This is a genomic window from Algoriphagus sp. 4150 (assembly GCF_031457395.1).
Classification (GTDB): Bacteria; Bacteroidota; Bacteroidia; order Cytophagales; family Cyclobacteriaceae; genus Algoriphagus.
In genome coordinates, this window is sequence record NZ_JAVDWS010000008.1 from 62133 (window position 1) to 88272 (window position 26140).

Genomic DNA, 26140 nt, shown 5'->3' on the forward strand with positions numbered 1-26140 from the left:
GTATGCAGCAGGATTAAGAGGTTGGAAAAGGATATTTTACCACATAGTCCACATAAGACACATAGAATCTACAATGGAGAGGTGACCATGATGCTTGGCCCGGTAGGAATTATACACCAAAGAAAGATTTAACTCATCTAATTGTGTGCTTGTAAAGTACTCACCGGAATCCTCGCAAAGATAAAACCGCTGCTTTACGGTAAAGTCCTCCATACAAAAGTTCAGTGCCTGAACTTCTGTATGGATAGCCATAAGCTTTCCTGTTATCGGACTATTCATTTCAAATGGATCTACAAATTCAAAAAAAACTATTTCTTCATATTCTCCAGCATCGCCTGTAACGTAAGGATCATATCATCCTTTTCCTTTAGCATATGCTCGTACAGCTTTTTGTTCCCATCCACGGCTTCAAGCCATTTTTCAACTGGGTTGATATTGTAGGTAGGATGATAATTCATACCATTTGCGAAAGATTTTTGGATATTTAGGGATAAAATTTATCCAACATGAAAAAATTAGCCTTTTCGGTTTTCTTAATAATTTCAGTGATGCAACTTGGATTTGCCCAACGGGAACTGATCCATGCCAAGCCGGCTACATTAGGATTTGATGAAGATTTCATCAACCAAAAAGTGGATTCTCTTATGGAAATGGGCATCGACAGTTTAGCTTTTCCGGGAGCACAACTTTTGGTAGCAAAGAACGATACGGTTATTTTTCACAAAGCCTACGGTTATCATACCTACGACAACGAGCAACCTGTCGCATTGAACGACTTATACGATTTGGCCTCGGTGACCAAAATTGCCGGGCCTTTACCCGCCTTAATGAAGTTGGTGGACGAGGGGAAGCTTGATCTGGACGAACCTTTCAGCACCTATTGGGAACCCTGGAGAAACCGAAAAGATAAAAAAGAGCTTACGCTCCGGGAGATTTTGGCGCATCAGGCAGGTTTAACACCCTACATTGTGTTTTTGGAAAAGGTGGTCCGCAAAAATGGCAAGATCAAACCAAGATTTGTGCATAATTCATCCGATAAACGATTTCAAGGGCAAGTATACGATGGGCTTTATATCAACAATCGTTTTGAACGGAAAATGAACAGAATCACTAACCGATCCAAAGTCTCGGATGAGAAGAAATACCTGTATTCCGGACTTACTTTTTTGATTTTTCCTAGGTTGATTGAGCAACTCACCCAAATCGACTATCAAACCTATTTGGAAGAGAATTTCTATCAGCGGTTAGGTTGCCATACCTTGGGATATCTGCCTAAGGGAAAAAATTATGTAAACAACATTGTGCCCACCGAAGTGGATTCCCTCTTTAGAAAAACCTTGGTAACAGGATGGGTTCACGACGAAAATGCAGCGCTTAAAGGAGGTGTTTCGGGTAATGCAGGGTTGTTCGGTACTGCCGATGACTTGGCCAAATTGATGCTTTTTTATCAGCATTATGGCAGAGTTGGAGGCTTACAGCTTATTTCAGCCGAAACCGTGAAAGCGTTTACCGAGGTGCAATTTCGCGAAAACGATAACCGTCGCGGTCTGGGTTTTGACAAACCTCTCTTGAATAATGCCGAGCTTCCCTTGGCGGAAGCTTATCCTTCGCCTTTGGCAAGTCCCGAAAGTTTTGGTCACTCCGGTTTTACGGGAACTTTTGTATGGGCCGATCCCGAGAAAAAGCTCACTTTTATATTTCTATCCAACCGGGTTTATCCATCTAGAGAACATCAAAAGTTGTATGAGCTAAATATCCGACCAGCCTTACAGGATGTTTTTTACCGGGCAGAGGGACTGTAAATATTAAACAACAGAAAGCAGAGGTTGCCACAGCTTCGTACCTCAGCTTCGCAATGACGTACGAGGTAGACAAAAAAACCTCCAAAACCTACGTAATGTAGATTTTGGAGGGGCTTTTAATCATGTCCGAGATATATTTCCCTTTAGCTTAATCCATATTTTTCTTTTCTATAACCCAGCCTTCTGATTTCGCCAATGCCGGAGAATCGCCAGTGAAAAGCTTTCCTGCTTCCTCATCTCCTTTAAGTTGCCACTGATACCAGTTCAAAGCTACTCGCGCAAATTCTCCACCATTTGGCTGTCCATAGGTGCCCCCATGTCCCACATCCAGATTGCCCACAAACACAGGAATATGATTGATACGGCTAAAATCGTCCATTCCATTTCCATAAGCGATGTCTGATTCTCCACCCAGCAAATAGAGGGTAGGAACTTTGATTCTTTGCAATTGTTCCTTGCTGACCTGTGGCATGCCAGGCATTCCACCTCCGGGATTCCCCAATACGCCACTGTTGAATACGCCAACGGTTGTGATTCTGGGATCATCGGCTACTTCAATAGTCTGTAAGCCTCCGCAGGACATACCGCTCACTGCAATGTGGCCGGTGTCGATCTTTTGATAATAGGGGCTTTTGGGATCATTATTTTGTGCAATGGCCCAGTCTATGGCATCCAGTAGTTTTTGCGACTTGGAACGAATATCAGTCTGTTTGGGCATCGTACCGATCGCGACGACCAGAAAACCATGAGAAGCTATTTCATTCAGAAAGTTGACATGCTCCCAAGGAGAATCGTAGCAGGCACCATTTCCCCAAGCGATTACAGGAAGCTTTTGTGCTCCGCCAAAAGCCTCGATGTTCTGGGGTCTAAAGATGGTATGCGTGGGCAGGCTGGACTCCGAAGTCATTACGGCAGGATACTGACCTGTACCTCCATTTTCAATGATTTCGCTTACAGTGCTTTTCTGAAAAACAAGGTGTTCTGAAAAGAAAGGCAAGGCTTTGGTTTCAATGCGTTCGGCAATGCGGTTGAGGTGGTCTCCTTCGTAGCTTTCATAAAGGTGCTCGATCTGGTAAGCATCCAATACTTCATGCAGCTTTTGGGTGGCTGCGCTGATACCTCTATCTTCTGTGCCGGCATCCATTCCTATGGCTTTAAGCTTTTTCAGGTTTGGGATATAGTGGTCTATAGTGGTGAGCGTCCGGCTTGCGATGATCTTATTGATGATTTCCTGATTGGGAGCCCCGTCCTTTACGGGCAGATCCAGATAGAAGGGAGGATTTTGGGGATTGGGTGCAAAGGCAGCAGAAGTAGCAAGCGCCGCAATCTCGAAAAACGATGCATCCTGCAGTTGATCAGGAGTGAATTTTTCCAACTTGGAAATCATCTCAGGATTGGTCGATGCTCCGCCGTCCATACAGCAGGGGCTTAGGGCGTAGATGGCAGAATAAACATCAGGATATTTCATGCCGAGACGAAGTGTGCCGTAGCCGCCCATAGAATGTCCGGCAAGTCCTCTACTTTCCTTATGGGCTAGCGTTCGGTACTTGGAATCTATGTAGCTCACTAGCTCTTGGGTGACAAAGGTTTCCCAGTCGCCTATGGTGGCCGAACTTGCATACATGCTTCCTTTAAACTTGTTGTAAGCATTGGGCATCACCACAATCATCTCTTTGGAACCTCCGTCTGAGAGGGACTGCTCGATCACATCCTGAAGGTTGATCCAATGATCTTCCCATCCAAACCACTGCGAATCCGTGTCGGTAAATCCATGAAGCATATAGAGCACAGGGAAGTTTCTGTCAGGATCAGTTTGATAAGAAGGAGGGAGATAGACTGTCACGTCCCGGTCTGCAGGATCACCAATTAGGTTGCCCTCCAGTGCGCGGCTATGTACTTTGACTCGCTCTTTGGTACCTTGTTGTGCCTTTGCGACAGTCAATCCAAGACATAGAAGTAGGGTAAGTAGAAAAGTTTTTTGCATAGGTTAATGGGTTTAGGTCTTTTGTAAAAATAGGTCAAAGTGAGAAGTTGTCCAACCGCTCTTGCTTAGATTATGGTTCGCCAGGGCAATGATATTTCCTTCAGGAGGATGGAAACGAATTTCATTTTGTTGGCATAGAGGAGATCATCTGATAATTATGATTAACGGAATTTCAAATTCCTGAAATATTGGTTCGGGATAACCTTTGAGGTTTTTTTTACACCTCGAAGGTTTCAGATCTTCAGAACAATCTTCGACTTTATATCTTTGATATTTATCGAGAGCCAACTAGCTGAGTGATTTTTTTTAACCGCAAAGCACACAAAGATTTCACAAAGAAGATTACTAACGGGATTACAAATTCTGAAATAACAGTGCTATTCATCTTTGCCGCAGCCCGTGGCAAAATTAGACTAAAATCCTAATTCAACATAAGTTAAAAACGCAGCAGGTACAAATTCGACTCTTGGTCAAAATAATTTTTTATAGTCAATCTTCGATAGTATAGCCTAACTGATTCACTAACCCCTAATTGTATTTTTTCTGATTTGATCATGTTTCAGATGGTCCAATATCCTTAATTTTGTCATGCTCAGCATGAGTTCCTTACTTAAGATTGGAAATCAGAAAAAAACAGCCAAGTTATTTAACTTCTTGCTCCTTAGCCTTATCATTAAGCAACTTTGTAATATCAATAGGAGGTAGTAAATAACCGCCCAAAGGACCCAAATTGGTGATCTGATAAATAATATTACGAAGGTTATTGATCATCATATTTAAGGTGGAAAATTTCAAGAGATTGTTACGCAGGCCTTCTTCTATTTCCTCGGATTCACTGATCTTGAAGGTGCCACCACCTTCTACCATCAACTTGTATCCCGGGATTTTATTCCCATCCTCTACATTCACTTCAATCCTAGTGATCAACTGAATTTCTCCATCTTCCTCGATGGGACTCATGTCAAAATCTATTTCAACAGGATATATAAGGAATAGTTGTGAAGGTTCCACAGCCTCGTCCTCTGGCACAATAAACTCATAATGCGACTCCAAGAGTTTGAAATCCAATAATTGAAGGGGGGAGAATTTTGCTTTCATCCTGCTAGTGCATATCCATCCTCAGCACTTGGCTCTACCGCCATAACTGTATGAGGATTTGGTTTTTGATTCTTTAATTCAAAGTATTGCTGGGTCAGAGTCAATTTGCGATGGTAATCAGTGATTTCCTCCTTTACTTTTTCTTTTATCATCTCTTCAGTCATTACCTGCTCATTCTCTGCCAAAATAGCCTGTAACTGGATCTTCAATACTTTTTCCAATTGGGTAATGGTCGAAAGCTTATAATCATTCTGCCCCTTTACCAATTTACTTATTTGCTGACGGGTCACACCGAGGGCTTTGGCTAAGTCGGTTTGTTTCCAGCCTTTATCATCCAAGGCATCCAAAATGCGCAATGCAATCCGTGTTGACTTCTTAAGCCACGCCTTGTTTTCTTTTCTATAGGCAACTTTTTCCTTCCAGTTGGAAGGGGGATTCTTTGCCGCCAGGTTTTTCAACTTTTCTTCTGTCTTGCTCATTGTCTTAAATATCTAAGTAAACGAACTCTCCTTCTTCACCATGCTCTTTGAGGTAAGCTCTTACTAAATTGAGCTTATAGAGCTCTTCCTTCGTGTGTTTGCGGTCTTTCATCTGATCAGTCAACTTGATCGCTCCACCCGTAATTACATACGAATTACCATACCGAATGGCGTAAATCCTCAGAAATGAATTACTTAGCCTACCGTATGCTTTAAGTTGTTGTAGTTCATAAGCTTTTCCTGCTTCCTTGTTGTGTAGGGGTTTAAAAAATTCGCCTAGATGTTTTCCTGATTCATCTTCAGCCAATTTGAATAAGGCTTCAAATAGGAGATCAGCATCGTCAATTGCTTTTTCGACAATCTGGCTAATTTTGGCTTTCCCATAATAAGCTTCATAATCCTTTTTATATTTCTTGAAAAACTTGTGCAATTCTTCAGGATCAGACCAGTATTCTTGTAGTAATTCCAGCGCATCCAACGGCTCCTCATCATACTTTACAGCATAAAGACTGTCCTTTGATCGCTCAAATATACTAACAATATTCATAGTGTCAACCTACAGGTTTACATTTGGCTCAAATAAATTTACTATTCCCAGGCCGAATGACACGCAGGAGGGGAAATTTACTTAAGGAGATAAAAGTATCGGACTTACAATTCGTGGACGAATACTATTTCCTTATATTCTCCAGCATCGCCTGCAACGTCAGAATCATATCATCCTTTTCCTTTAGCATACGTTCGTACAGCTTTTTGTTTTCATCCATGGCTTCAAGCCATTTTTCAAAAGGATTTATATTGTAGGTCGGATGATAATTCATACCACTTGACTGGTCGTGGTTATTAAAAGTATTTGAGATAAAAGTAATTGCCTGTTCCTCATCAAAGTTTCTGATGGCTTCCACAGGAATCTTCAGCGCGTCAGCTATTTCTTGGAGCAGTGCCGTCTCGATGCTTTCCTTTTGCTCCAATTGGGAGATTTTCTTCTGATTCCAGTCATCGCCCAATTCATAGGCCAGAGCTTCCTGTTTGATGCCCAGCATTTCCCGAAAACGTTTCACATTTCGTCCCTCGTGTATCTTTGGTTCCATTTGTTCAGATTTAATTACGATTAAAGTTAAGCCATATTTCCTAAATCAGCCTATTTCAAAACGGGAACTTACGTCTAAAATATCCATTCTACCGGAATAAAATATCCGATTCAGGAATAGTACACTAAGTCAGCTTAACTGATTATTGCCGTCTAACTCATTGTACTTTAAGATATGGCAACAAGAAAGAAAAACCGACCACAATTCAAAAATCCGGTAAGCAGCACAGATCAAGCCCAAGCAACTTTTCGGATTCTATTTACCGAATTTACTGCTGATGTGCATATAGAGGGCATTTTACATTGGTTGGGGAAAAGGGAAGACCATTGTGCCTTAAGGAATTTTTTTAGTATGCCTGAATTAATGGAGGACTATTCCCCTGAGGATATCCTGAAAGGGAAGATACCATTGCTCGTCGTCTGCGATAAAGAATGCCGTAGCATGGTTAAAATTGGGTTCTTACTGTTTACGTTACTTGATTTAATCTGGAGCCTGGTGGGAGAGGAGCTTTACCAAAACCCTTCTGCCGCTTGGCCGAAGATAGATCCGGAGGATTCCAATCTGGAAATCATCTCATTGATCTTGGATACAGTCAGTCATGGGGAAATACAACAGGAATTTTTGCATACGATAACGTCTATTGTAGGCGATTCCTACTTTCGAGAGTTTATGGATAAGTTGAAGAACGTGGGGCCTGATATACGTCCTGAGGAAATTTATGCTCTGGAAAATGACCCCAAGCTCAAGGAACATATGCAGCTGATGATCTGGGCAGCTATGATGCGGTGCTTTATAGATGCGGTGTATTTTTATTTTGGGGATTGAGGGGGGAGTTTACCCAAGTAGCTGGGGGTTGGATCCGAAGATGCCATCAAATAGAATCCATAACGTCTGTGAATCAGTCTCCACTGGCTTGGGAGGATTTACATCTCCAATATAAACCTTTCAAATTTGTTACATAATGGCCTGTGTTATGTTAATATAGCTTCGGTTCAGGGTTGGCATTAATAGTTTAGCGTAAAGGCCTTTTTTTTCCTTAGAAGCAGTCACTTCATTTCTTAGCAGTCACGAGCACTCTTTTGACAATTTTGGCAGGAGGGAAGGTAGTGGGAATGGCAAATGTGTGCGGGCAAATATGCACAAGTCAAAATCCTATTGCCCTAAATAAACATCTCAAATTTTGAGATAAATATCACAATATAGTTATCTTCCACTTTCGTCAATTTTAAAGATGATGAATCGAATAAAATAAGTACTTGAGGGTAAGAGGATTAAACAATCTTGGCTAGCTGAGAAGCTCAATAAAAGCTACAATATGACCAATTCATATGTGCAAAAAAACTCAACCAAGTCTTCGAAATTTAAATAGGATTGCTGAAATAGTTCACGTTGATGTAAGAGACCTAATTGCATCATACAAACAAATTTAAAATGACCAAGATATCGTTTGAAGTTTCTGCCAGAACGGCAAGATTGATTGGGCAAGAGAATTTTTCTAATGCCGAAGGGGCAATCATTGAACTCGTGAAAAACTGTTATGACGCTGACGGTAAAGTTTCGTTGGTTGTTTTTGATATTAAATATTATGGTATTCCCGAGATAATTTCTTCAGGAGCATATGAGTCCCTTCATATGAAACATACTTTAATCACATCCTCATATGAACAAAATGAAGGCGAATATAGACTTGTTAAAGCACCTGAGGGAGATATGCTCAAACAACTTACGGAAATATTTAATAGCGAAAATTCAATCTATATAGTTGATAATGGTGAAGGTATGGATGAAAAAACCATAGTGAATAAATGGATGAAGATTGGTACTGATAATAAATTAGTTGAATTTACAAGTAAAGAGGGTAGAATTAAAACAGGAGCGAAAGGTTTAGGACGATTTGCTTTGGATCGCTTAGGTTTAATCTCAAACATGATTACATGTCCAATTGATGGAAAAGGGGAAGCTCACGATTGGACAATGAATTGGCAGCAATTTGAGGAGCAAGGAAGAACTCTTTCAGACGTACAAGCTGACTTAGAGGAAATTAAAGGATTTGATTATAAAACGTATCTAAAAAATCAATTTTCAAGTGAAAGCATACATCAAGTTCTTAATAATGATGATTATGATTTCAGTCATGGCACAATTATTAGGATTTCCAATTTAAGAGATCAATGGGACAAATTAAGCCTTCAGAAACTTTTTAAAAGTTTGGAATCCTTAATACCGCCAAAAGAGTTAGGACTCTTCTTTATTTATCAATTTGATTTAAACCAAGAAAGTGAGTTTGGAGAGGTCTCATCAAATTATTTCAATCACTATGAGTACAAAGTTGAGTCTGAGTATATAGCAAGTAAACTCAAGGTTAAACTTAAAATTGAGAGAAAAGAACTTGATATAGAAAGAACTATGCAGGAATTTGAAGATGTATTCTCCATAGTTGAATCAAACAATCCTTATGATCTAGAAACTTTGAAAAAAGGGGGATTTGAATTTGAAAAAGATGTTACCAAAATTCTAAAGTGGAGAAAGGAAGATGGAGAAGAATTTCTAAAGGATGTGGGAGATTTTAAGTTTAATTTTTATTTCACGAAACTATCTAAGCCCGGTAAAGAAGATTTCAAAAGTTACCCTTATTATGAGAATGATTACTCTCTATTTGCAAAGTCATTTGAAAAATTTGGCGGTATAAAAATATACAGAGATCATTTTAGAGTAAGACCATATGGAGAGCCTGGAGATGACTGGCTTGACCTTGGTAAAAGACAAGCTTCAAGCCCTGCAAGTGCAGGTCAAAGAGTTGGGGATTGGAGGGTGCGTGCAAAACAAATTGCTGGGGTAATAGACGTTTCAAGAGTCTTTAATCCAAATCTCCGAGATAAGTCAGATAGAAGTTCCCTTATTGAAAATACTACGTTTGAAACATTCAAAAGAATCATAGTTGGTATTATAAGTGAATTTGAATATGACCGCAGTAGGATTCTTCATCCGTTTTATTTGAAGGCTAAACTGGAAAGAGAAAAGAGAGAGAAGGAAGATTTAAGAAAGAAGGCTGAGGCAATTGCCAAAGAACTAATAGAAGAACAGAACAAAAATAAAGAAGGAGAAGGGCAAGAGAATAAGCAGTCATCTGAGGATACGACCTCTATAATTGAAAGAAAACTCTCCGAATTTTCTACTGAACAAGAAAAAGAGAAAGAAGAAGAAGAGTCTGAAAAGGATGTTGAGCTAAGGTTGCTGAGAAGTCTCGCTAGCCTTGGGCTAATTGTTGCCTCTTTTGATCATGAACTCAAAGCAATCAGTAATAACCTTCAACCAAGATTAAGGTATTTAGAAAAACATCTAGCTTCCCTAATTACTAAAGAGCAAATCAAAGAGCTTGCTGACAATAAGAATCCATTTAAATTAATTGAGTTTATTAGGACAGATCATGATAAACTAAAAGGCTGGATAGACTATTCTTTGAGCTCCATTAAGACTGATAAAAGGAAACGGAAGAATTTGAATTTTGGTAATTACTTCGAGCAGTTTGGTAAGAACTGGAAATTTGTTTTGAAAGAAAGAAATGTAAATCTTGTACTGTGCGGAAACAAGAATAAAAATAATAATTTAAGAGCATTTGAGATTGATATGGATTCAATCTTCAACAATCTATTAACTAACTCACTAGAGGCTTTTAAATTACGCAAAGAGAAGTATCAACGAGAAGTGAAAATAGAATGGTCATTCTCAGATGGACAAGTAAGTATTTTTTACTCCGATAATGGCATTGGCCTTTCTGATGTATTTGCAGACGATCCAAATGAGATTTTCAGACCTTTTGTAACTTCTAAAAGAGATAAGAGAGGTAATGAAATAGGTACTGGTTTAGGGATGTATCTGGTTAAAAATGTAATTGAAGATTATAATGGGGAGGTTGAGCTTTTGAGCCCTAAGACTGGATTTGCAATTAAATTCTCATTTGATAGAACCATAAGAAATCAGACCAATGGCCACTTATAAGATTGGATATATAGATGAACAAGAAGCGGAAAGAATCGACTTTCAAAACCTAATGGAAGATGATGAAGATGATATTGTTGTCGAATTATTCGAGGTAACTCCAGAAACATCAATGGACGATTTATTAAATCAAATACTTGATTCTGATATTGAGTGCCTTGTAGTTGATTATCATTTGTCGGAAACGGGTGTTCGGTTTGAAGGGAGTGACTTAATAGAGGTTTTTCATGAAATAAGACCCTATTTTCCAAAGATAATATACACCGCAAAGGAAGATAAAGTAATACCTGAAGTTGAGAATGAGATTATTTACATGATCAATGATAAATCTATTAAACAAGACGAGAAACGTAGTAATGACTTCCGAATGAAGTTGAAAACACTGATAAATAACTATCAGCAGGACATAGACGAAGCAAAAACAAGATTGGAAGAGTTAACTGAAAAGAAGAAGGCATATAAAATCTCAATTGATGAAGAGAATGAACTGTTTATTCACAAGAAATTTCTAATTGACTTAGATAGTAGAAGAACTGCTTTGCCAGAAGTCCTAAATACACAGGAATATTTATCGAGTCTTAAGGAGACTAATCTAAAAGTGGATGAAATATTAAAAAGGATTAAAGATGCTTAGACTTTCAGAATTCAGGTCAATTCATCCAAAGAGAAGTGAACAAGAGCAACGACCAAGATATCAAGATTTTTTTGATACTATTAGAGAGGACTTTAATCAGAGGTGTGGTTACTGTGACTCTTTTGATTTGAGAAGATCCAACGACTTTGAAATTGACCATTGGAGACCAAAGAGAGTACTGCGAAATATTTCGCAGAATGATTATTCAAACCTCGCATATGCATGTAAGTCTTGCAATAGGTCAAAATCGGGTAAATGGCCATCCAATAATGAGGATATTGACATTATTAATGATCAAGGATTTATAGATCCCACAAGTGATGATTATAGTCGTCACTTTGCTAAATGTAATAATGGTGAAATCTACTGGGTAACTCCTTTAGGGAAGTGGATGTATAACGAATTGTCTCTGTATAATGTCCAGCATTCGATTCTATGGCTACTAGAAAAAATAAGAAATGCTATTGAAGAAGCTAAAACAATAAGACAAGAAAAACCAGACAACCCAATAATCATCGAAAGCATGCTGGCACTATATGAAATTGAAGAGGTGTATTTGAATAAGCTATTTAATGTCTGAGAAGAAAAATACCGGATCTTACTATACCCCAAGTATATTATCAAAGTTCTTGGTTGATCATATATTTACTAAATACATAGGTCAGCAGGATGATCTTTCTATTTTAGAACCAAGTTGCGGAGATGGGGAGTTTGTTGAGGTACTTGGACAACACTTAATTAATAGAAAATCAACGCTTGACTTGGTTGAAATAGATCCCAATGAACTTAAAAAATCATATATAAAAGCCACAAAAAACAAGAATGTAAATTCACAATATGTTAACCCTCTGAATTTTGACTTTCTAGATTTGGATTTCAAAAAAAAATACTCACTAATTATTGGAAACCCTCCTTATATCAGCAAAAAATATTTGTCTGATGAACAGATAAGAAAATGTAAAAACATTTGTGCTTCAAATATCTCTGGTGAAGTTAAAAATATTTGGCCAACTTTTTTGATAAAGTCGATTGAGAATTTGAGTGATGATGGTATTATGTGCTTTGTTTTACCGTCGGAGCTACTTCAGGTAAAATATACTAGCGGATTACGGAAATTAATACTAGACAGCTTTGAAAGGGTGGAGATTTTTGCTTTCAATGAGCTCATTTTTGAAAATGCAGAACAAGATGTTGTGGCAATAATAGGGATAAAAAAGCATACTATTCAGACTGAACATGGAGTTAGCTTTTATCAGGTTGACAGGTTGGACGACCTAAAAATCCCAAACTATACAGAAATGAACTTTAATGTTCATAGAGAAAAGCTAGACAAATGGACTAATTATATTCTAAGTGATCAGCAATTAAATGTTATTGATTATATTTCAAATAAACTAAAGTTACAACCCATAAGTTATTATTGCCAGCGGGCAGAAGTAGGGATTGTAACTGCTGCCAACAGTTATTTCATTCGTAAGCAATCAGATTTATTTCACTATAATATAAATGATTACATAAAACCTATACTTCAGAAAAGTAATATTATTCACAACACCATAACAATTAGTAAGGAAAGTTTTGATCAATTAAGAGATGCCGATAGATCTGTTAATTTAGTGTGTTTTGATAATAAACCTAAGAGTCAGCTTTCAGAAGGTGCCAAAAATTTCATTCAAGAAGGAGAGGATATAAATCTTCATGAACGATATAAAATGAAAAGGAGGATCAATTGGTACCATGTACCAAGTATATGGAGTTCTGAAGCAATATTCTGTAAGAGAAGTCATTGGTTTCCCCGTATTTTCTTAAATAATGCAGATGTATTGGTAACGGATTCTTTTTATAGAGTAATTTCGAAGAAAGAATATAATATCAGAAATCTTGTTTTTTCATTTTACAATTCACTAACATTAGTTCGTGCCGAATTGGAAGGTAGATTTTATGGAGGTGGTGTCCTAGAATTGATTCCAACTGAATTTAAAGCTTTGCATATTCCATATATTGATTTAATAACTCAAGATCAATATGATGAGCTTGAATCTCTTTTTAATAACGGATCGACTTTGGATGAAATTCTCAATTTTACTGATCCTCTGTTACTTCCAGATATTGAGAACGAAACTATTCAGGAACTTAGAAATATGAGAAAAGCATTGTTTAATAGAAGGACAAAGTGTAAAAAAAATGAAGTTGTAGAATCGGCATGAAATAAATAATTACAGTAATTGTTACATAATTTATATTATGTTAAATAGAAAAATCAATACTCCTCCATTTCCCATTTATTTTTAACTTAAGGCTCTGATTCCCCTATACCCCGACCTGTAAGCTTTATGAATAATCAACTTCCCCGTCTGGGGCTTTTTCTTGGACCTGTAGCTTTTCTGCTGATTTATTTTTTGGTTGACTCTCCAGGTTTGACTCCCGAAGCCCGAGCCATGCTGGCACTTGCTGCATGGATGGCAATCTGGTGGATCTCTGAAGCGATCCCTATTGCAGCCACGGCTTTTCTCCCGCTGATATTTATGCCTATGCTCGGGATTTTGCCTATAGTCGATGTATCGAGCAATTACATGCACCCTACAGTTATGCTCTATATGGGTGGCTTCCTACTGGCTACAGGAATTGAGAAATGGAATCTACACCGCAGAATTGCACTTAACATAATAAATTTATTAGGCACTGATCTGCGACGTATAGTTCTGGGATTTATCCTTGCCACAGGAATTCTCTCCATGTGGATTTCCAATTCTGCGACCTCGCTGATGATGCTTCCCATCGGTTTGGCTGTAGTGAATCAATTTAAGGATCAACTAGGTTCTTCTAATTCGGTGATTGCCCATAGTTTGGGTAAAAATATTATGTTGGGGATCGCTTATGGAGCTTCTATCGGCGGAGTCGCCACACTGATCGGCACGCCTACCAATACGATTTTAGCAGCTGTAATCTCTGACCTGTATGGTTACACCATAGGTTTTAACGAGTGGATGCTTTTCGGATTGCCTTTAGCATCTGTCTTACTGATTATCTGCTGGTATTATCTGGTCTCTTCTGCCAATCCACTTCCTAAAAAATTCAGTCTAAATGACGGTAAAAACATCGTTTCCAAGCAATTGGAAGCGCTTGGGAAAATTAACTTCGAAGAGAAAACCGTGATGATAGTCTTCGGAACGGTTTGTTTGGCATGGATTACACGAAGCTTCTTTTTGGAGAAATTCCTACCGCAAATAAACGATACGATCATTGTATTAATAGGAGTAGTTATACTTTTTGTCCTCCCCTCCTCTACCAAGAATGTCCGGATTTTGGACTGGAAAACTGCCGAGAAAATCCCCTGGGGGGTGTTGATCCTGTTTGGTGGCGGATTGGCTTTGGCCGCAGGTTTTCAGAGTACAGGCCTTGCGGAATGGATAGGCCAGAAATTCACGCTGCTGGAAGGAATCAGCTACATAGCCTTACTCCTTATAATAGTAGCTTCGGTTAATTTCCTCACCGAGGTTACCTCCAATGTAGCGACAGCCTCCATGTTGCTCCCGATTCTGGCTTCAGTGGCATTCAAACTGGATTTGCATCCTTTTGGACTGATGGTTGGGGCTACTTTAGCGGCAAGTTGTGCGTTTATGCTTCCTGTGGCCACTCCGCCCAATGCCGTGGTTTTCGGTTCGGGTTATTTGCAGATGAAGGATATGGTGAGTGCCGGTTTTTGGCTGAATATCATTTCCATAATTCTCGCAACCTTTATGGTGTATTTCTTACTTCCCTTGCTGTGGGGAATTGATTTGATGAGCAATCCGTTTTGATATACGATTTACGATATCGGATTTACGGCATTGTTGATAATGGGTACATTTATTTGAACCTCATAGGTCGGTGTTCGTCATTGCGGGGAAAAACCAATGACCAAAGGGAATTGGTTTTGACGTGGCAATCTCATGAGTGTGCTCCTTACTACGGGATCGCTTCTCCGCCTCAGGCGGATCGCGATGACGGATAACCGATGATGTGTGGTTTACTCTAGGATTCATCGCTTCGTCGTCATTGCGAGGAAAAACCAATGACCAAAGGGAATTGTTTTTGACGCGGCAATCTTTTCTGATTTTGGATCACTTCGATATTCGATATTCATCATTCGGCGTTCGAGATTAGCTTATTTACGATTTACGATATGAGATTTACGGCATTCTTGAACCTAGATACATTAAGCTGATCCCTCAGTATTCTCCAAATAACTAGCTGAGTCAACTTCTTAGAATAAATCTTCACTTTCCGTTGATCCCGTAAATCGTCATTCGTATTTCGTAAATACAATAAGATTGCTTTGTCCGTCATTGCGAGGAAAAACCAATGACCAAAGGGAATTGTTTTTGACGCGGCAATCTCTTATGAGTGCTCCTTACTACGAGATCGCTTCTCCGCCTCAGGCGGATCGCGATGACGGATAGCTTCAGCTTCGTACCTCAGCTTCGCAATTGACGGATAACCGATTCTCCTTTGCGCCACCGCGCCTTTGCGGGAGCTACTATTATATCACTCAAAAAGTGTGTTTTCCCGCTCCAATACATGGTTTCTTACTTTGATCTGAAACTCTTGGGGAGTTTGGCCTGTGTGTTGTTTGAAAAATCTGCTAAAATATGACCGATCTTTAAAACCCAGATTGAATGAAATCTCCTTCATTGTATTCTCACTGTGGATAATTTGCCTCTTCACTTCCAGAATCAACCGATCATGAATCAACTGCACTGCAGTTTTATCCAGCTTCTCTTTTAGGATTTGATTTAGCCGTTTTGCACTGATGCCTAGTTTTTCCGCATAGAAGTCCGCCGTTCGTTCTTCATGATAATGAAGCTCCAGCAGCATCATAAATTCATACACACGCTTCTCTTGAATATCCTGTAAGGTAAAATGGTGCTCTTTGAGCTGTATCAATTTTAGTAAGAGAACCTTAAGAAGCGCCTTGAGCATGATCAAATTGATTGAAAGCTGGTTATATTCCTCTTCCATCAATCTGTAGACGGAAGTCAGGCTTTTTGCAGTTTCTTCATTTACCTGTAGACAGGAAAATTCCCCTTGGATATTAAAGATCCGAAAAACATCCAGCAAAAATTCCTTGAGGTCATCTTCCAGCAACTCTTGTTTAAAAGAAACCAGAACACCCTTTTTCCCTGCCTTATTCAACTGATGAACGCGGTATGGCGGAATCAAATAAATCCAGTCTCCTTTCAATGTCTGAAAGTCATGCTGTATTGTATGAAGCGCTTCCTCATTTTTCAACCAGACTATTTCGAAGAATTCCCGCCTCGCCGGATCATCCAAATATGACGGAGGACAGTCCGCCAAATCTCTGATATATAAAACTTTATTACTTAACATACTTGATGTTTTCGGGTAAAAACCAACGCTTTGAGCTTTCTCCACAGGAGTGAGAAAGCATTCAGTTTCCGAAATGTACCACATAAATAGACGATTTTACCACATGGCGATTGCTGTTTGGCAAATAGTACCACACAAGTATCAGATTGTATAACAGTAGCTCCTGACCATCAACCTAGCTTTGTACCTGAAATCAACACAGGAATAAAAACAATCGATGGCAGATACAGCTATACCAATCCTCAACTTAGATACCCAACTCTCCTCCGCACTTGCTGCTATCTATAAGGAGCATCTCAACCTGAGCAACCACATGGACTTTTCTCAACTGGCAGCTATAATCCCTCAGATCAAAGCCGCGGATCAGATTTTTGTGATGGGAATGGGACGCAGTGGATTGATGATGAAAGCTGCGGCCATGCGATTGATGCATCTGGGGTTTAAAGTCAATGTAATCGGGGAAACCACCACGCCTGCTATCGGCGAGGGAGATTTGCTCATAGCAGGATCAGGAAGCGGAACTACCAAAAGCATTGTAAATGCAGCTACAACCGCCCAGAAAGTAAAAGCAGGTATTATTTGCTTCACTACCGACGGGAATTCTGCCTTGGCCAAATTGTCAGATTCTACGGTGATACTTCCGGCAGCGCAAAAGCAACTGGCAAATGAAAGCATCTCTGCTCAGTATGCGGGAAGCTTATTTGAACAGGCATTGTTAATTATGTTTGATGCGTTGATTCAGGTACTGTGGAAAAATGACGGCAGCACCGCCGAAGAATTGTGGAAGCGCCATTCTAACATGGAATAGCTTCCCCTCTCAATAAAATTTAAAACTAAATCAACAAGAATACTATGGCTAAATTACAAGTAGCAATTGACTTATTAACTACTGAAGCTGCAATCGCATTGGCGTCTAAAGTAGCTCCTTATGTAGATATTATCGAATTAGGAACTCCACTTATCAAGAGCGAGGGCTTGGCAGTGATCACTGCTATGAAAAATGCATTTCCAGACAAACTGGTTTTTGCTGATTTTAAGACCGCAGATGCCGGAGCCCTAGAGGCAGAAATGGCATTCAAAGCCGGGGCTGATTACATCACTATCTTAGGAGCAACAGGTGATTCCACGATCATAGGAGCAGTAAATGCAGCAAAAATCTATGGTAAAGCGGTTGTTGTAGATACTATCGGGGTAAAAGACCGCGTAAAACGTGCGCAAGAGGTTATTGCGCTAGGTGTGGAATTCGTAGAATTACATGCGGGCCTAGACGAGCAAGCTGAAGAAGGTTATTCCATCCAAGTATTGATCGATGAAGCTTCCCGTGCCGGAGTCCCGGTTTCCATTGCCGGTGGTGTAAACCGTACCAGCATTAAGGCAGTAAAAGACTCGGGCGCTGTAGTAGCAGTAGCCGGAGCAGCAATTTATGGTGCTGAGGATCCAGCTCAAGCAGCCAAGGAATTGAGAGATTTGCTAAGCGCATAACGCTAAAAATATTAATTTGAATTTTAAAAAAAGCCCTTGTAAAATGATTTTGCAAGGGCTTTTCGGTAAGTTCATCAATTCATTGTTTTGTCGTCATTGCGAGGAAAAACCAATGACCAAAGGGAATTGTTTTTGACGCGGCAATCCTTTCTGATTTTGGATCACTTCGAAATTCGATATTCATCATTCGGCGTTCGAGATTAGCTTATTTACGATTTACGAAGTACGATTTACGGCATTCTTGATAATGGGTACATTTATTTGAACTTCATAGGTCGGTGTTCGTCATTGCGAGGAAAAATCAATGACCAACGGGAATTGTTTTTGACGAAGCAATCTCATGAGTGTGCTCCTTACTACGGGATCGCTTCTCCGCCTCAGGCGGATCGCGATGACGAAATAGCCACTGAAGTGTGGATCACTTCGAGATTCGAGATTAGTTTATTTACGATTTACGATATGGGAATTACGGCATTCTTGATAATGGGTACATTTATTTGAACTTCATAGGCTCGTCAGATTCCATTCCTTCATTATTCGTCATTGCGAGGAAAAATCAATGACCAAAGGGAATTGTTTTTGACGTGGCAATCTTTTCTGATTTTGGATTTACGAAGTACGATTTACGGCATTAGTGAATCTAGGCACATTAAGCTGATCCTTCGATATTCTCCAAACAACTAATTGAGTCAGCTTCTTAGAATAAATCTTCACTTTCCGTTGATCCCGTAAATCGTCATTCGTACTTTGTAAATACAATAAGATTGCTTTGTCCGTCATTGCGAGGAAAAACCAATGACCGAAGGGAGTTGTTTTTGACGAAGCAATCTCATGAGTGTGCTCCTTACTACGGGATCGCCGCGCTTCGCTCGCGATGACGAACTAGGTAGAAGACTGTCTAAGCATCTAATTCTCCTTTGCGCCACCGCGCCTTTGCGGGAGCTACTATTAAACCTTCGAGGATAAAAATACCTCAAAGGTTATAGGTGATCCCGTAAATCGTCAATCGTACTTCGTCAATTCATTGCTTTGCCCGGCATTGCGAGGAAAAACCAATGACCAACGGGAATTGTTTTTGACGTGGCAATCTCATGAGTGTGCTCCTTACTACGAGATCGCTTCTCCGCCTCAGGCGGATCGCGATGACGGATAGCCTCAGCTTCGCAATGACGAGCTCTAGCCTCGCTCTCCATTTTTCCTTTGCGCCGCCGCGCCTTTGCGGGATTCAATCCAAACGCACCATCCAAACTCACAATCCATCCCATAATCCCCACGTTTCGTCACATACTTTTGTAAAGACTTTCCAGGACAGGTAATCTTGAACTATCAATTAGGAAGAGAATCAAATGAACACCAAGAAAGTCTATTATTTGCTTATACTTTTGGCACTTATTTACAATCTGGTATTGCTGTTTTCTTCATGTAGCCAGGATAAGAAGAAAGAAGAAAAGATTACCTTGAACATTACTACAAATCTGATTGAATCAAGATAAGTCAACAAATTAATTTACAGTAATATATGAAATCGAGAAGATTTGTATTCAGAGACATAGAATGGTGGATAGCTACCTTTGTTTTTTTGATTATTGTGCTGACCAATATCGTGTCAGGAGCCAATTATGACCAGATTGATAAGTTCTTTGGTTCTGTGTTCATGCCTATCGTGATTTATATAGGTTTTTATGTAATACATCTGGTGATCATACCTAACTATCTGGCAGACAAGAAAGTAGTTAGATTGATCCTGTTCAGTATTCTCTGCGCAGTCATCACGGGTGCACTTTCGGGAGTTTGTGCTGCGGGCATAGGTACTGATGCCGAAAGGTTCTTCAGGTTTTACTTTAGTATGCTGGCGCTTTATCCAGGTTATTTGCTGACAGCCATCCTGTTGAAAAAGATGCTTTTGCCACCGACTTTTAAGGACTATCATCTTTATAATGGAGTCCGGCTCTTGACAATAGTAATTTTTGCTGTGATCTTCTTGATTGCTTCACAGATCTTTGTGAACCAAGGCACTCTGATTATTCTCTTTATAGTGCTACCAGGAGTGATTTTCTTTGTATTGTATAACTATTATTTACTTTACAAAAACCGGCAGTCGGGGAATATCAAAGCATATCGTTGGTTCCTATGGGGTCTTATTTCGATTATTGCTCTGGTGTTTTTCATCATTGCGGCAGAACAGCATATTCCTGAAATCATGCTTCTTGGTTTGGGAATGATTCTATTGCTGATTTTCGTCATTTTCCCATTATCCAATCTCATCTTCAAAAAATACGAGGATTACATCGGTAAAATCGATGATCTTTCCCTGCAGGTAAACCAAAGCTCGGCAAACTTGAGCTTTCTCAGATCCCAGATCAATCCACACTTTCTCTTCAATGCGCTGAATACGCTCTATGGAGCTGCACTGATGGAAGGTGCTGAGAAAACCTCGGACGGGATCCAAAAACTCGGTGATATGATGCGTTTTATGCTGCATGAAAACCACATGGATAAAATCCCCCTTAACAGAGAGATTGATTACCTGAGGAATTACCTGGATCTGCAGATGCTGCGCTTCAAAAACGAATCAAATCTGGAGGTAGAGATCAAGCTAACCGACGATGTCTGCGAGGGCAGTATTGCGCCCATGTTGCTGATCCCCTACGTCGAAAATGCCTTTAAGCACGGCATCAGCACTAAAAGCAAATCCTGGATTAAAATTAATCTGAGATGCCTTAAGGGCTCTGTCCATTTGGATGTGGTAAATAGCATCCATCCTAAAAAGCAAACGGAAGATCCCCGGGATGAATCCGGGATAGGCTTGGAAAATGTCAAAAACAGATTGACCTATTATTATCCGGATAAACACACCTTAACCATCGTGGCAAATGACACCGAGCATTTTGTTCATTTAGGTGTACAATTGTCTTAAATTCGCTGCCCGGTATGAGTAAAATAAAATTTCAGCGTAATCCACCCTTCAAGTCAATAAAAAAACAATGATCCAAGCCATTGCGATAGACGATGAATCCATGGCTTTGGAAGTAATAAAAGCCCACGCTTCCAAAGTTCCATTTTTAGAGTTGGTTGCGGTTTTCACTGATGGTGTGGAAGGATTGGAATACCTTAAAACCAATTCTGTGGAGCTGGTATTTCTCGATATCAATATGCCGGATATCAGTGGAGTGGAACTGGCGGCACTTTTACCGAAGGAAACACTTGTGGTCTTCACCACGGCCTATTCAGACTTTGCGGTTCAGGGTTTTGAACTCGATGCGCTTGATTATTTATTGAAACCATTTAACCTGATGAGGTTTCTCAAGGCCTGTCAAAAAGCACAGGAATGGCTGGAGCTTCAGCCTTCCCGAGAGCCGCTCTTTATCTACGTGAAAACTACCGAAGGACAGCTTAAATTGAGATTTAATGAGCTGATGTGCTGTGAGGCCACCGGTAACTATGTAACTTTTCACCTTCGGGATGAAAAAATCATCAGCCGCCTGACGCTGGCCGAAATAGAAAAATCTCTCCCCTCTTTTTTTATCAGAACACATCGCTCCTATATCGTAAATATGAGAATGGTGGAAAAAGCCGAGCGGCACCAACTTTTGATAGACATCCATTCTTTTCCGGTCAGCAGCACGTACCTGGATCAGGTGATGGAGAAATTCGAAAACAACTGATATCTTTCAAAATGTATCCATGAATTCCTTTTTATAGTTGAGCGGGGTTTTGCCGATTCGGTCTTTAAACTGCTTGTTGAAGTTGGAAAGCGTGGGAAAACCGCTTTCGTAACAAACCTGACTAATGTTCAAGTCTTCGTCATGAAGAAGTCTTCTGGCATTGCTGATCCGGACGTCCCCCAGAAAATCGGAGAAGGACTTATTCACTCTTGACTTAAAATAGCGGCTGAAAGCACTTTCAGACATATTGGCAAGAGACGCTACCTCCTGAAGGGTAATTTTTTCCTTGAAGTTTTTCAGGACATATTCCAGTATTTCCGAAATTTTGTCTTTTTCGTTGGCGGTGTAATTACTCTTATAATCTATATGTGTAATGGGCTCCAGTTCGGTGGAATGGGCTAAAACTTCCAGAATCTCCAAGAGGCCAATAATACTCGCCCCACCCTTGCGGTGTACCAGGTCTTTCATCATTTTCACCACTGTCTTATTGGTCTGCCCTGTGATCTCCAATCCCCTATCTGCTCTGGCAAGCAATTTTCCTATTTCCTCGAATTCTTCCTTTTGCAAAGCATCTTTCCCCATAAAACTCTCAGGAAAATAAATGACAATATCATGAGTGTCCAATCCATTTTCCTGATCAAAATAAGCATTATCACTTCGCCAGACATGTGGAAGATTTGGCCCGGTAAGCACCAAGTCACCTTCTTTGAAAGGCTTCATATGATCTCCGATATACCGGGTTCCCCTACCCTTCAGAATTACGTTCAATTGATACTCTTCATGAGAATGCCAGTATTTGTCCAGATAGGACTCCCTCAATTCCTTGATAACAAAAACTTTATTACTTGGGATTTTGGATTTTTGCAGCGGCTTCTTCATTGGTTTTATCTGATTTATTCTACTATTTGTAAGCTTTATAGGCGTAATTAATCATAATTCAGTCATTTTTCAAGCTAAAACAGGGAGAAAGGATCAAATTTATACATGAATTTAGTAGGCTAAATAATGTTCAAATTCTGATATGATTTTTAAAACCCCAAAAGTGCCTAAATCACCATGTTTTGGCTTGGTGATTCTCATGCTTGCTTTCCTCGCGGGATGCGGTGGCAAAAGCAACACAAACTTCCTATCATCCACAGATCCACGTAGAGTAGAAATACTGGTATTGGGTCATGATAGTGAGCATCACAACTCGGAAAAGTTGATGATGTACCTTCAGACTCCTTTATTCCAAAGGGGAATCAACCTCACTTACACTTCTGATGTAGCAGACCTGAATCCTACCAAACTTAACAATTACGATGGATTGATGATCTATGCCAATCATGATGAGATTTCGCCTGAGCAGGAAACTGCCCTGAAAGATTATGTGCAGAGTGGCAAGGCTTTGATTCCGGTGCACAGCGCCTCTTTTTGTTTCCGTAACTCAGACTGGTTTGTTTCGGCTGTGGGCGGACAGTTTAGTACGCATGGCGCCGGAGATTTTACAGTGGACATCATAGATTCAGAACACCCGGCAATGCAGGGTATCAGCGAATTTGAAACTTGGGATGAGACCTATGTCCACAGCAATATCAATCCGGATATGCACGTACTGATGGAGCGGGTAGAAGGCGATCACAGGGAGCCTTATACCTGGATTAGAAATGAAGGGAAAGGACGCGTATTCTACACTGCCTATGGTCATGATGAGCGAACTTGGGAGAAAGAGCAATTTCAGCAACTGATAGCGAATGGTATCCTTTGGGCCGTAGGAAATGATGTAAATAAGCTGCTGATCGCATACGACATTCCCCAGCCACAATTTGAGGATGCAGATATCCCGAACTACGAAAATAGAGATCCTGCACCGAGATTCCAGCTACCTCTTTCCCCTGAAGAATCTATGAGGTTGGTACAGACACCGGTAGGTTTTGACTTAGAGCTTTTCGCTTCCGAGCCTATGATCATCAATCCTATAGCCTTCACTTGGGATGAGAGAGGAAGATTGTTTGTGATCGAGACCGTGGATTATCCCAATGAAATCCGCAAGGATGGCGGTGATGACGTAATCAAGATCTTGGAAGACACCAATGGAGATGGCAAGGCAGATAAAGTAACTATTTTTGCTGATGGCTTGAACATCCCTACTTCGATTGTAGCAATGAATGGCGGAATGCTGGTATCCATGGCTCCTGACTTTGTATTTCTAAAAGATACCGATGGAGACGATGTAGCGGATGTTCGCGAGGTGATTATGACCGGATGGGGCAAAAGCGACACACATGCCGGTCCGTCCAACCTGAAATATGGTTTTGACAACAAAATTTGGGGCGTTTTGGGTTATTCCGGCTTCAATGGTACAGTGAGCGGCAAGCAATATAACTTCAGCCAAGGTGTGTATAGATTTGATCCTGCCGGAGAAAACATGGAGTTTCTTGGACGTACCAGTAATAATACCTGGGGACTTGGATTCTCCGAAGATTTCGAAACATTCATTTCCACTGCAAACGGTCAGCACTCAGTCTACCTGGCAATGGATAATAAATATGTAAAAAGAACTATTTATAAGGGTACTCCAAACACCGCAATTGGGATAGATACGCACTTTGATATGCCGCATATCACACCTTTCCTAAGACAGGTCGATTGGCATGGAAGCTATACAGCAGCAGCTGGACACAACATCTACACTGCCCGAAATTTCCCTGAAGAATATTGGAATAAAATCGGGTTCGTCGCAGAGCCTACCGGACGTCTTCTTCACAACAACAGACTGATTGAGGCAGGATCAGGATTTACCGAAAAAAATGCCTTTAATATTTTGCAGAGTTCCGACGAATGGTTCAGCCCGGTACACGCAGAAGTTGGTCCTGATGGTTCACTTTGGGTGGCAGATTGGTACAACTTTATCATACAGCATAATCCTACCCCACGTGGATTTGACAACGGTGAAGGAAATGCTTACGTCAATCCTCTGCGTGACAGCAAGCATGGGAGAATATACAGACTTACCTATAAAGGTGGAGAATCTTCCAAAACCTTTGATCTGAAAGATGCGGATGCCAAGGGCTTACTGGCAGCGATGAAGAGTGATAATTTGTTCTGGAGACTTACTGCGCAGCGATTGATCGTAGAAAAACAGAATAAAGAAACCATAGAAGGTCTATATGAATTGATCAATTCTCAGGAAGTAGACGGAGCCGGCATCAACGGTCCGGCTATCAATGCCATGTGGACCCTGAAAGGTCTTGGAGAGTTGGAGGGAAATAATGCCAAAGCTCAGGGCGTGGTGGAAAAAGCACTAAACCATCCTTCTGCGGCAGTTAGAAAAAACGCTGCAAGAGTAATACCTAAAAACCAAGCTGCTTTGGATGCAATCATGGCAGCCAACCTGATGGAAGACCCAAGTCTTCAGGTAAGAAAATTTGCGATTTTGGCAGTGTCAGAGATGCCTACTTCGGCGGATGTCTCTAAAAAGCTCTTAGCTATTTCTGATAACGCTGACAACGCCAAAGATGAGTTTTTGCCACAGGCCATCTTTGCTGCGGCACTGACCCACCCTTCAGCTTTTGAAGGTAGACCGACACCGGAAGAGCCGGCGGAAGGTACAGACATGGGAATTGCCGATAGGATCTCCAAGAGCCTTGTATCAGAACTCTATTCCCTAAACACGAGAAATGCCCTTCTTTTCCCACCTGATCCCTCCGGGAAGGAAATTACAATTCAGATGGAAGTAACCCCCGGCAAAGACCCTCTGGATGGGGTAATGGTAGCTCAGGGTAATAATGTAAATGGCTACAGCTTGTATGTGTACAAGGATGCGCTTCACTTTGCAGTAGCTCAGGAAGGCGATGTCAAAATCATCAGTTCTAAAAAGAACTTGCCTTCAGAGAAATTCTGGGTTACAGCAACTCTTTTGGAGGGTGGAAACATGAGTCTGAAAATTGACGATAAGGAAGTGGCCAAAGGCAAAACCAAAGGACTTTTCTCCACTCCAATGGCTCCGGACAATGTTCGAATTGGACAATTTGACTCAGGAAATAAGGTGGGAGACTATGAAGGAAACTGGAGATTCTCCGGCAGAATCGGAAATGACTCAAGCCTAGACCTGAAAAAACCTACTTCAGATGAGGAGAATAAAGCTGTTGCTTCACTGGAAGAAGAGGTAGTAGTGAAAAACGGAATGATTACCCTCACTGCAGTTCCTCATGAGATGAGATTTGACAAGCCTACTTTCATAGTAAGTGCAGGCAGTAAATTAGTGGTGGATTTCAAAAACCCGGACTACGTGCAGCATAACCTGATCTTCGGTACTATTGGATCATTTGAGAAAATCAGCGAAGCTGCCATGAAGATGGCTAAGGATTTGACCGGCATGGACAGAGGCTTTGTGCCTAACATTCCCGAAGTGTTGGCATCTACCGGCTTGGTTTTTCCAAATTCTGAAGATTCAATCATCATGACAGTACCATCCGAGCGTGGGGAATATCCTTTCGTATGCACTCTTCCCAATCACTGGAAGTCGATGAACGGAATAATGAAGGTAATATAAGG

At 40.5% G+C, this 26140-nt stretch carries 22 protein-coding genes; 13 read left to right on the top strand and 9 right to left on the bottom strand.

Translation table 11 applies throughout. From position 1 onward, the window contains the following. Positions 1–36 precede the first annotated feature (36 nt). A complete protein-coding gene (locus J2X69_RS12035) occupies positions 37–279 on the bottom strand; it encodes a hypothetical protein (protein WP_310103571.1) in 243 nt (80 codons plus the stop codon). Positions 280–308: 29 nt separating this feature from the next. Continuing rightward, positions 309–458, bottom strand: a complete 150-nt coding sequence (locus tag J2X69_RS12040) for a hypothetical protein (protein WP_310103573.1) — start codon at positions 456–458, stop codon at positions 309–311. 48 nt (positions 459–506) lie between these two features. Between J2X69_RS12040 and J2X69_RS12045 the strand changes: the two genes are divergently transcribed. After that, the gene (locus tag J2X69_RS12045; protein ID WP_310103575.1) at positions 507–1802 is read left to right on the top strand and encodes a serine hydrolase; all 1296 of its coding nucleotides are present in this window, start codon (positions 507–509) and stop codon (positions 1800–1802) included. Between the two features lie 148 nt (positions 1803–1950). Here J2X69_RS12045 and J2X69_RS12050 read toward each other — a convergent pair whose 3' ends face one another. The 5 genes from J2X69_RS12050 to J2X69_RS12070 form a co-directional block, all read right to left on the bottom strand. After that, on the bottom strand, positions 1951–3786 hold the full coding sequence (locus J2X69_RS12050) for an alpha/beta hydrolase-fold protein (RefSeq protein ID WP_310103577.1): 1836 nt from the start codon (positions 3784–3786) through the stop codon (positions 1951–1953). Positions 3787–4428: 642 nt separating this feature from the next. Then, positions 4429–4884, bottom strand: coding sequence for a preprotein translocase subunit SecB (locus J2X69_RS12055; RefSeq protein WP_310103579.1), 456 nt, complete (start codon positions 4882–4884; stop codon positions 4429–4431). Beyond that, positions 4881–5363: a helix-turn-helix transcriptional regulator gene (locus J2X69_RS12060; RefSeq protein ID WP_310103580.1), complete on the bottom strand. Its 483-nt coding sequence runs from the start codon at positions 5361–5363 to the stop codon at positions 4881–4883. The genes J2X69_RS12055 and J2X69_RS12060 overlap by 4 nt, the downstream gene beginning before the upstream one ends. 4 nt (positions 5364–5367) lie before the next feature. Next, positions 5368–5910 (bottom strand): hypothetical protein, encoded by a 543-nt coding sequence (locus J2X69_RS12065; RefSeq protein WP_310103581.1) that lies wholly within the window; start codon positions 5908–5910, stop codon positions 5368–5370. 124 nt (positions 5911–6034) lie between these two features. Then, the gene (locus J2X69_RS12070; protein WP_310103582.1) at positions 6035–6454 is read right to left on the bottom strand and encodes a helix-turn-helix transcriptional regulator; all 420 of its coding nucleotides are present in this window, start codon (positions 6452–6454) and stop codon (positions 6035–6037) included. A 174-nt stretch (positions 6455–6628) separates the two neighbouring features. On the opposite strand from J2X69_RS12070, the gene J2X69_RS12075 reads away from it, so the two are divergent. From J2X69_RS12075 to J2X69_RS12100, 6 genes are all read left to right on the top strand, one after another. Then, positions 6629–7279 carry a hypothetical protein gene (locus tag J2X69_RS12075; protein ID WP_310103583.1) on the top strand — a complete coding sequence of 217 codons (651 nt, stop codon included), beginning with the start codon at positions 6629–6631 and terminating at the stop codon, positions 7277–7279. Positions 7280–7885: 606 nt separating this feature from the next. Further along, a complete protein-coding gene (locus J2X69_RS12080; RefSeq protein WP_310103584.1) occupies positions 7886–10453 on the top strand; it encodes an ATP-binding protein in 2568 nt (855 codons plus the stop codon). Continuing rightward, positions 10440–11087, top strand: a complete 648-nt coding sequence (locus J2X69_RS12085) for a hypothetical protein (RefSeq protein WP_310103587.1) — start codon at positions 10440–10442, stop codon at positions 11085–11087. Before J2X69_RS12080 ends, J2X69_RS12085 begins: the two co-directional genes overlap by 14 nt. After that, on the top strand, positions 11080–11667 hold the full coding sequence (locus tag J2X69_RS12090; RefSeq protein WP_310103589.1) for an HNH endonuclease signature motif containing protein: 588 nt from the start codon (positions 11080–11082) through the stop codon (positions 11665–11667). The genes J2X69_RS12085 and J2X69_RS12090 overlap by 8 nt, the downstream gene beginning before the upstream one ends. Continuing rightward, the gene (locus tag J2X69_RS12095; protein ID WP_310103591.1) at positions 11660–13294 is read left to right on the top strand and encodes an Eco57I restriction-modification methylase domain-containing protein; all 1635 of its coding nucleotides are present in this window, start codon (positions 11660–11662) and stop codon (positions 13292–13294) included. The genes J2X69_RS12090 and J2X69_RS12095 overlap by 8 nt, the downstream gene beginning before the upstream one ends. Before the next feature lie 126 nt (positions 13295–13420). Continuing rightward, entirely contained in the window at positions 13421–14887 is a 1467-nt protein-coding gene (locus tag J2X69_RS12100; protein WP_310103593.1) for a DASS family sodium-coupled anion symporter, read from the top strand. Positions 14888–15614: 727 nt separating this feature from the next. On the opposite strand, the gene J2X69_RS12105 is transcribed toward J2X69_RS12100, so the two are convergent. Further along, complete coding sequence (locus J2X69_RS12105) at positions 15615–16541, bottom strand: AraC family transcriptional regulator (RefSeq protein ID WP_310103595.1); 927 nt, start codon at positions 16539–16541, stop codon at positions 15615–15617. Positions 16542–16674: 133 nt separating this feature from the next. Between J2X69_RS12105 and hxlB the strand changes: the two genes are divergently transcribed. From hxlB to J2X69_RS12130, 5 genes are all read left to right on the top strand, one after another. Further along, positions 16675–17265 (top strand): 6-phospho-3-hexuloisomerase, encoded by a 591-nt coding sequence (hxlB, locus tag J2X69_RS12110; protein ID WP_310103597.1) that lies wholly within the window; start codon positions 16675–16677, stop codon positions 17263–17265. Positions 17266–17309: 44 nt separating this feature from the next. Then, entirely contained in the window at positions 17310–17939 is a 630-nt protein-coding gene (gene hxlA, locus J2X69_RS12115; protein ID WP_310103598.1) for a 3-hexulose-6-phosphate synthase, read from the top strand. 1346 nt (positions 17940–19285) lie between these two features. Continuing rightward, positions 19286–19432, top strand: a complete 147-nt coding sequence (locus J2X69_RS12120) for a hypothetical protein (RefSeq protein WP_310103599.1) — start codon at positions 19286–19288, stop codon at positions 19430–19432. Between the two features lie 26 nt (positions 19433–19458). Further along, a complete protein-coding gene (locus J2X69_RS12125; RefSeq protein ID WP_310103601.1) occupies positions 19459–20856 on the top strand; it encodes a histidine kinase in 1398 nt (465 codons plus the stop codon). 67 nt (positions 20857–20923) lie between these two features. Further along, complete coding sequence (locus J2X69_RS12130; RefSeq protein WP_310103603.1) at positions 20924–21604, top strand: LytTR family DNA-binding domain-containing protein; 681 nt, start codon at positions 20924–20926, stop codon at positions 21602–21604. A 6-nt stretch (positions 21605–21610) separates the two neighbouring features. On the opposite strand, the gene J2X69_RS12135 is transcribed toward J2X69_RS12130, so the two are convergent. Continuing rightward, a complete protein-coding gene (locus J2X69_RS12135) occupies positions 21611–22483 on the bottom strand; it encodes an AraC family transcriptional regulator (protein ID WP_310103605.1) in 873 nt (290 codons plus the stop codon). Between the two features lie 163 nt (positions 22484–22646). On the opposite strand from J2X69_RS12135, the gene J2X69_RS12140 reads away from it, so the two are divergent. Continuing rightward, complete coding sequence (locus J2X69_RS12140) at positions 22647–26138, top strand: PVC-type heme-binding CxxCH protein (protein WP_310103606.1); 3492 nt, start codon at positions 22647–22649, stop codon at positions 26136–26138. Positions 26139–26140: the final 2 nt, after the last annotated feature.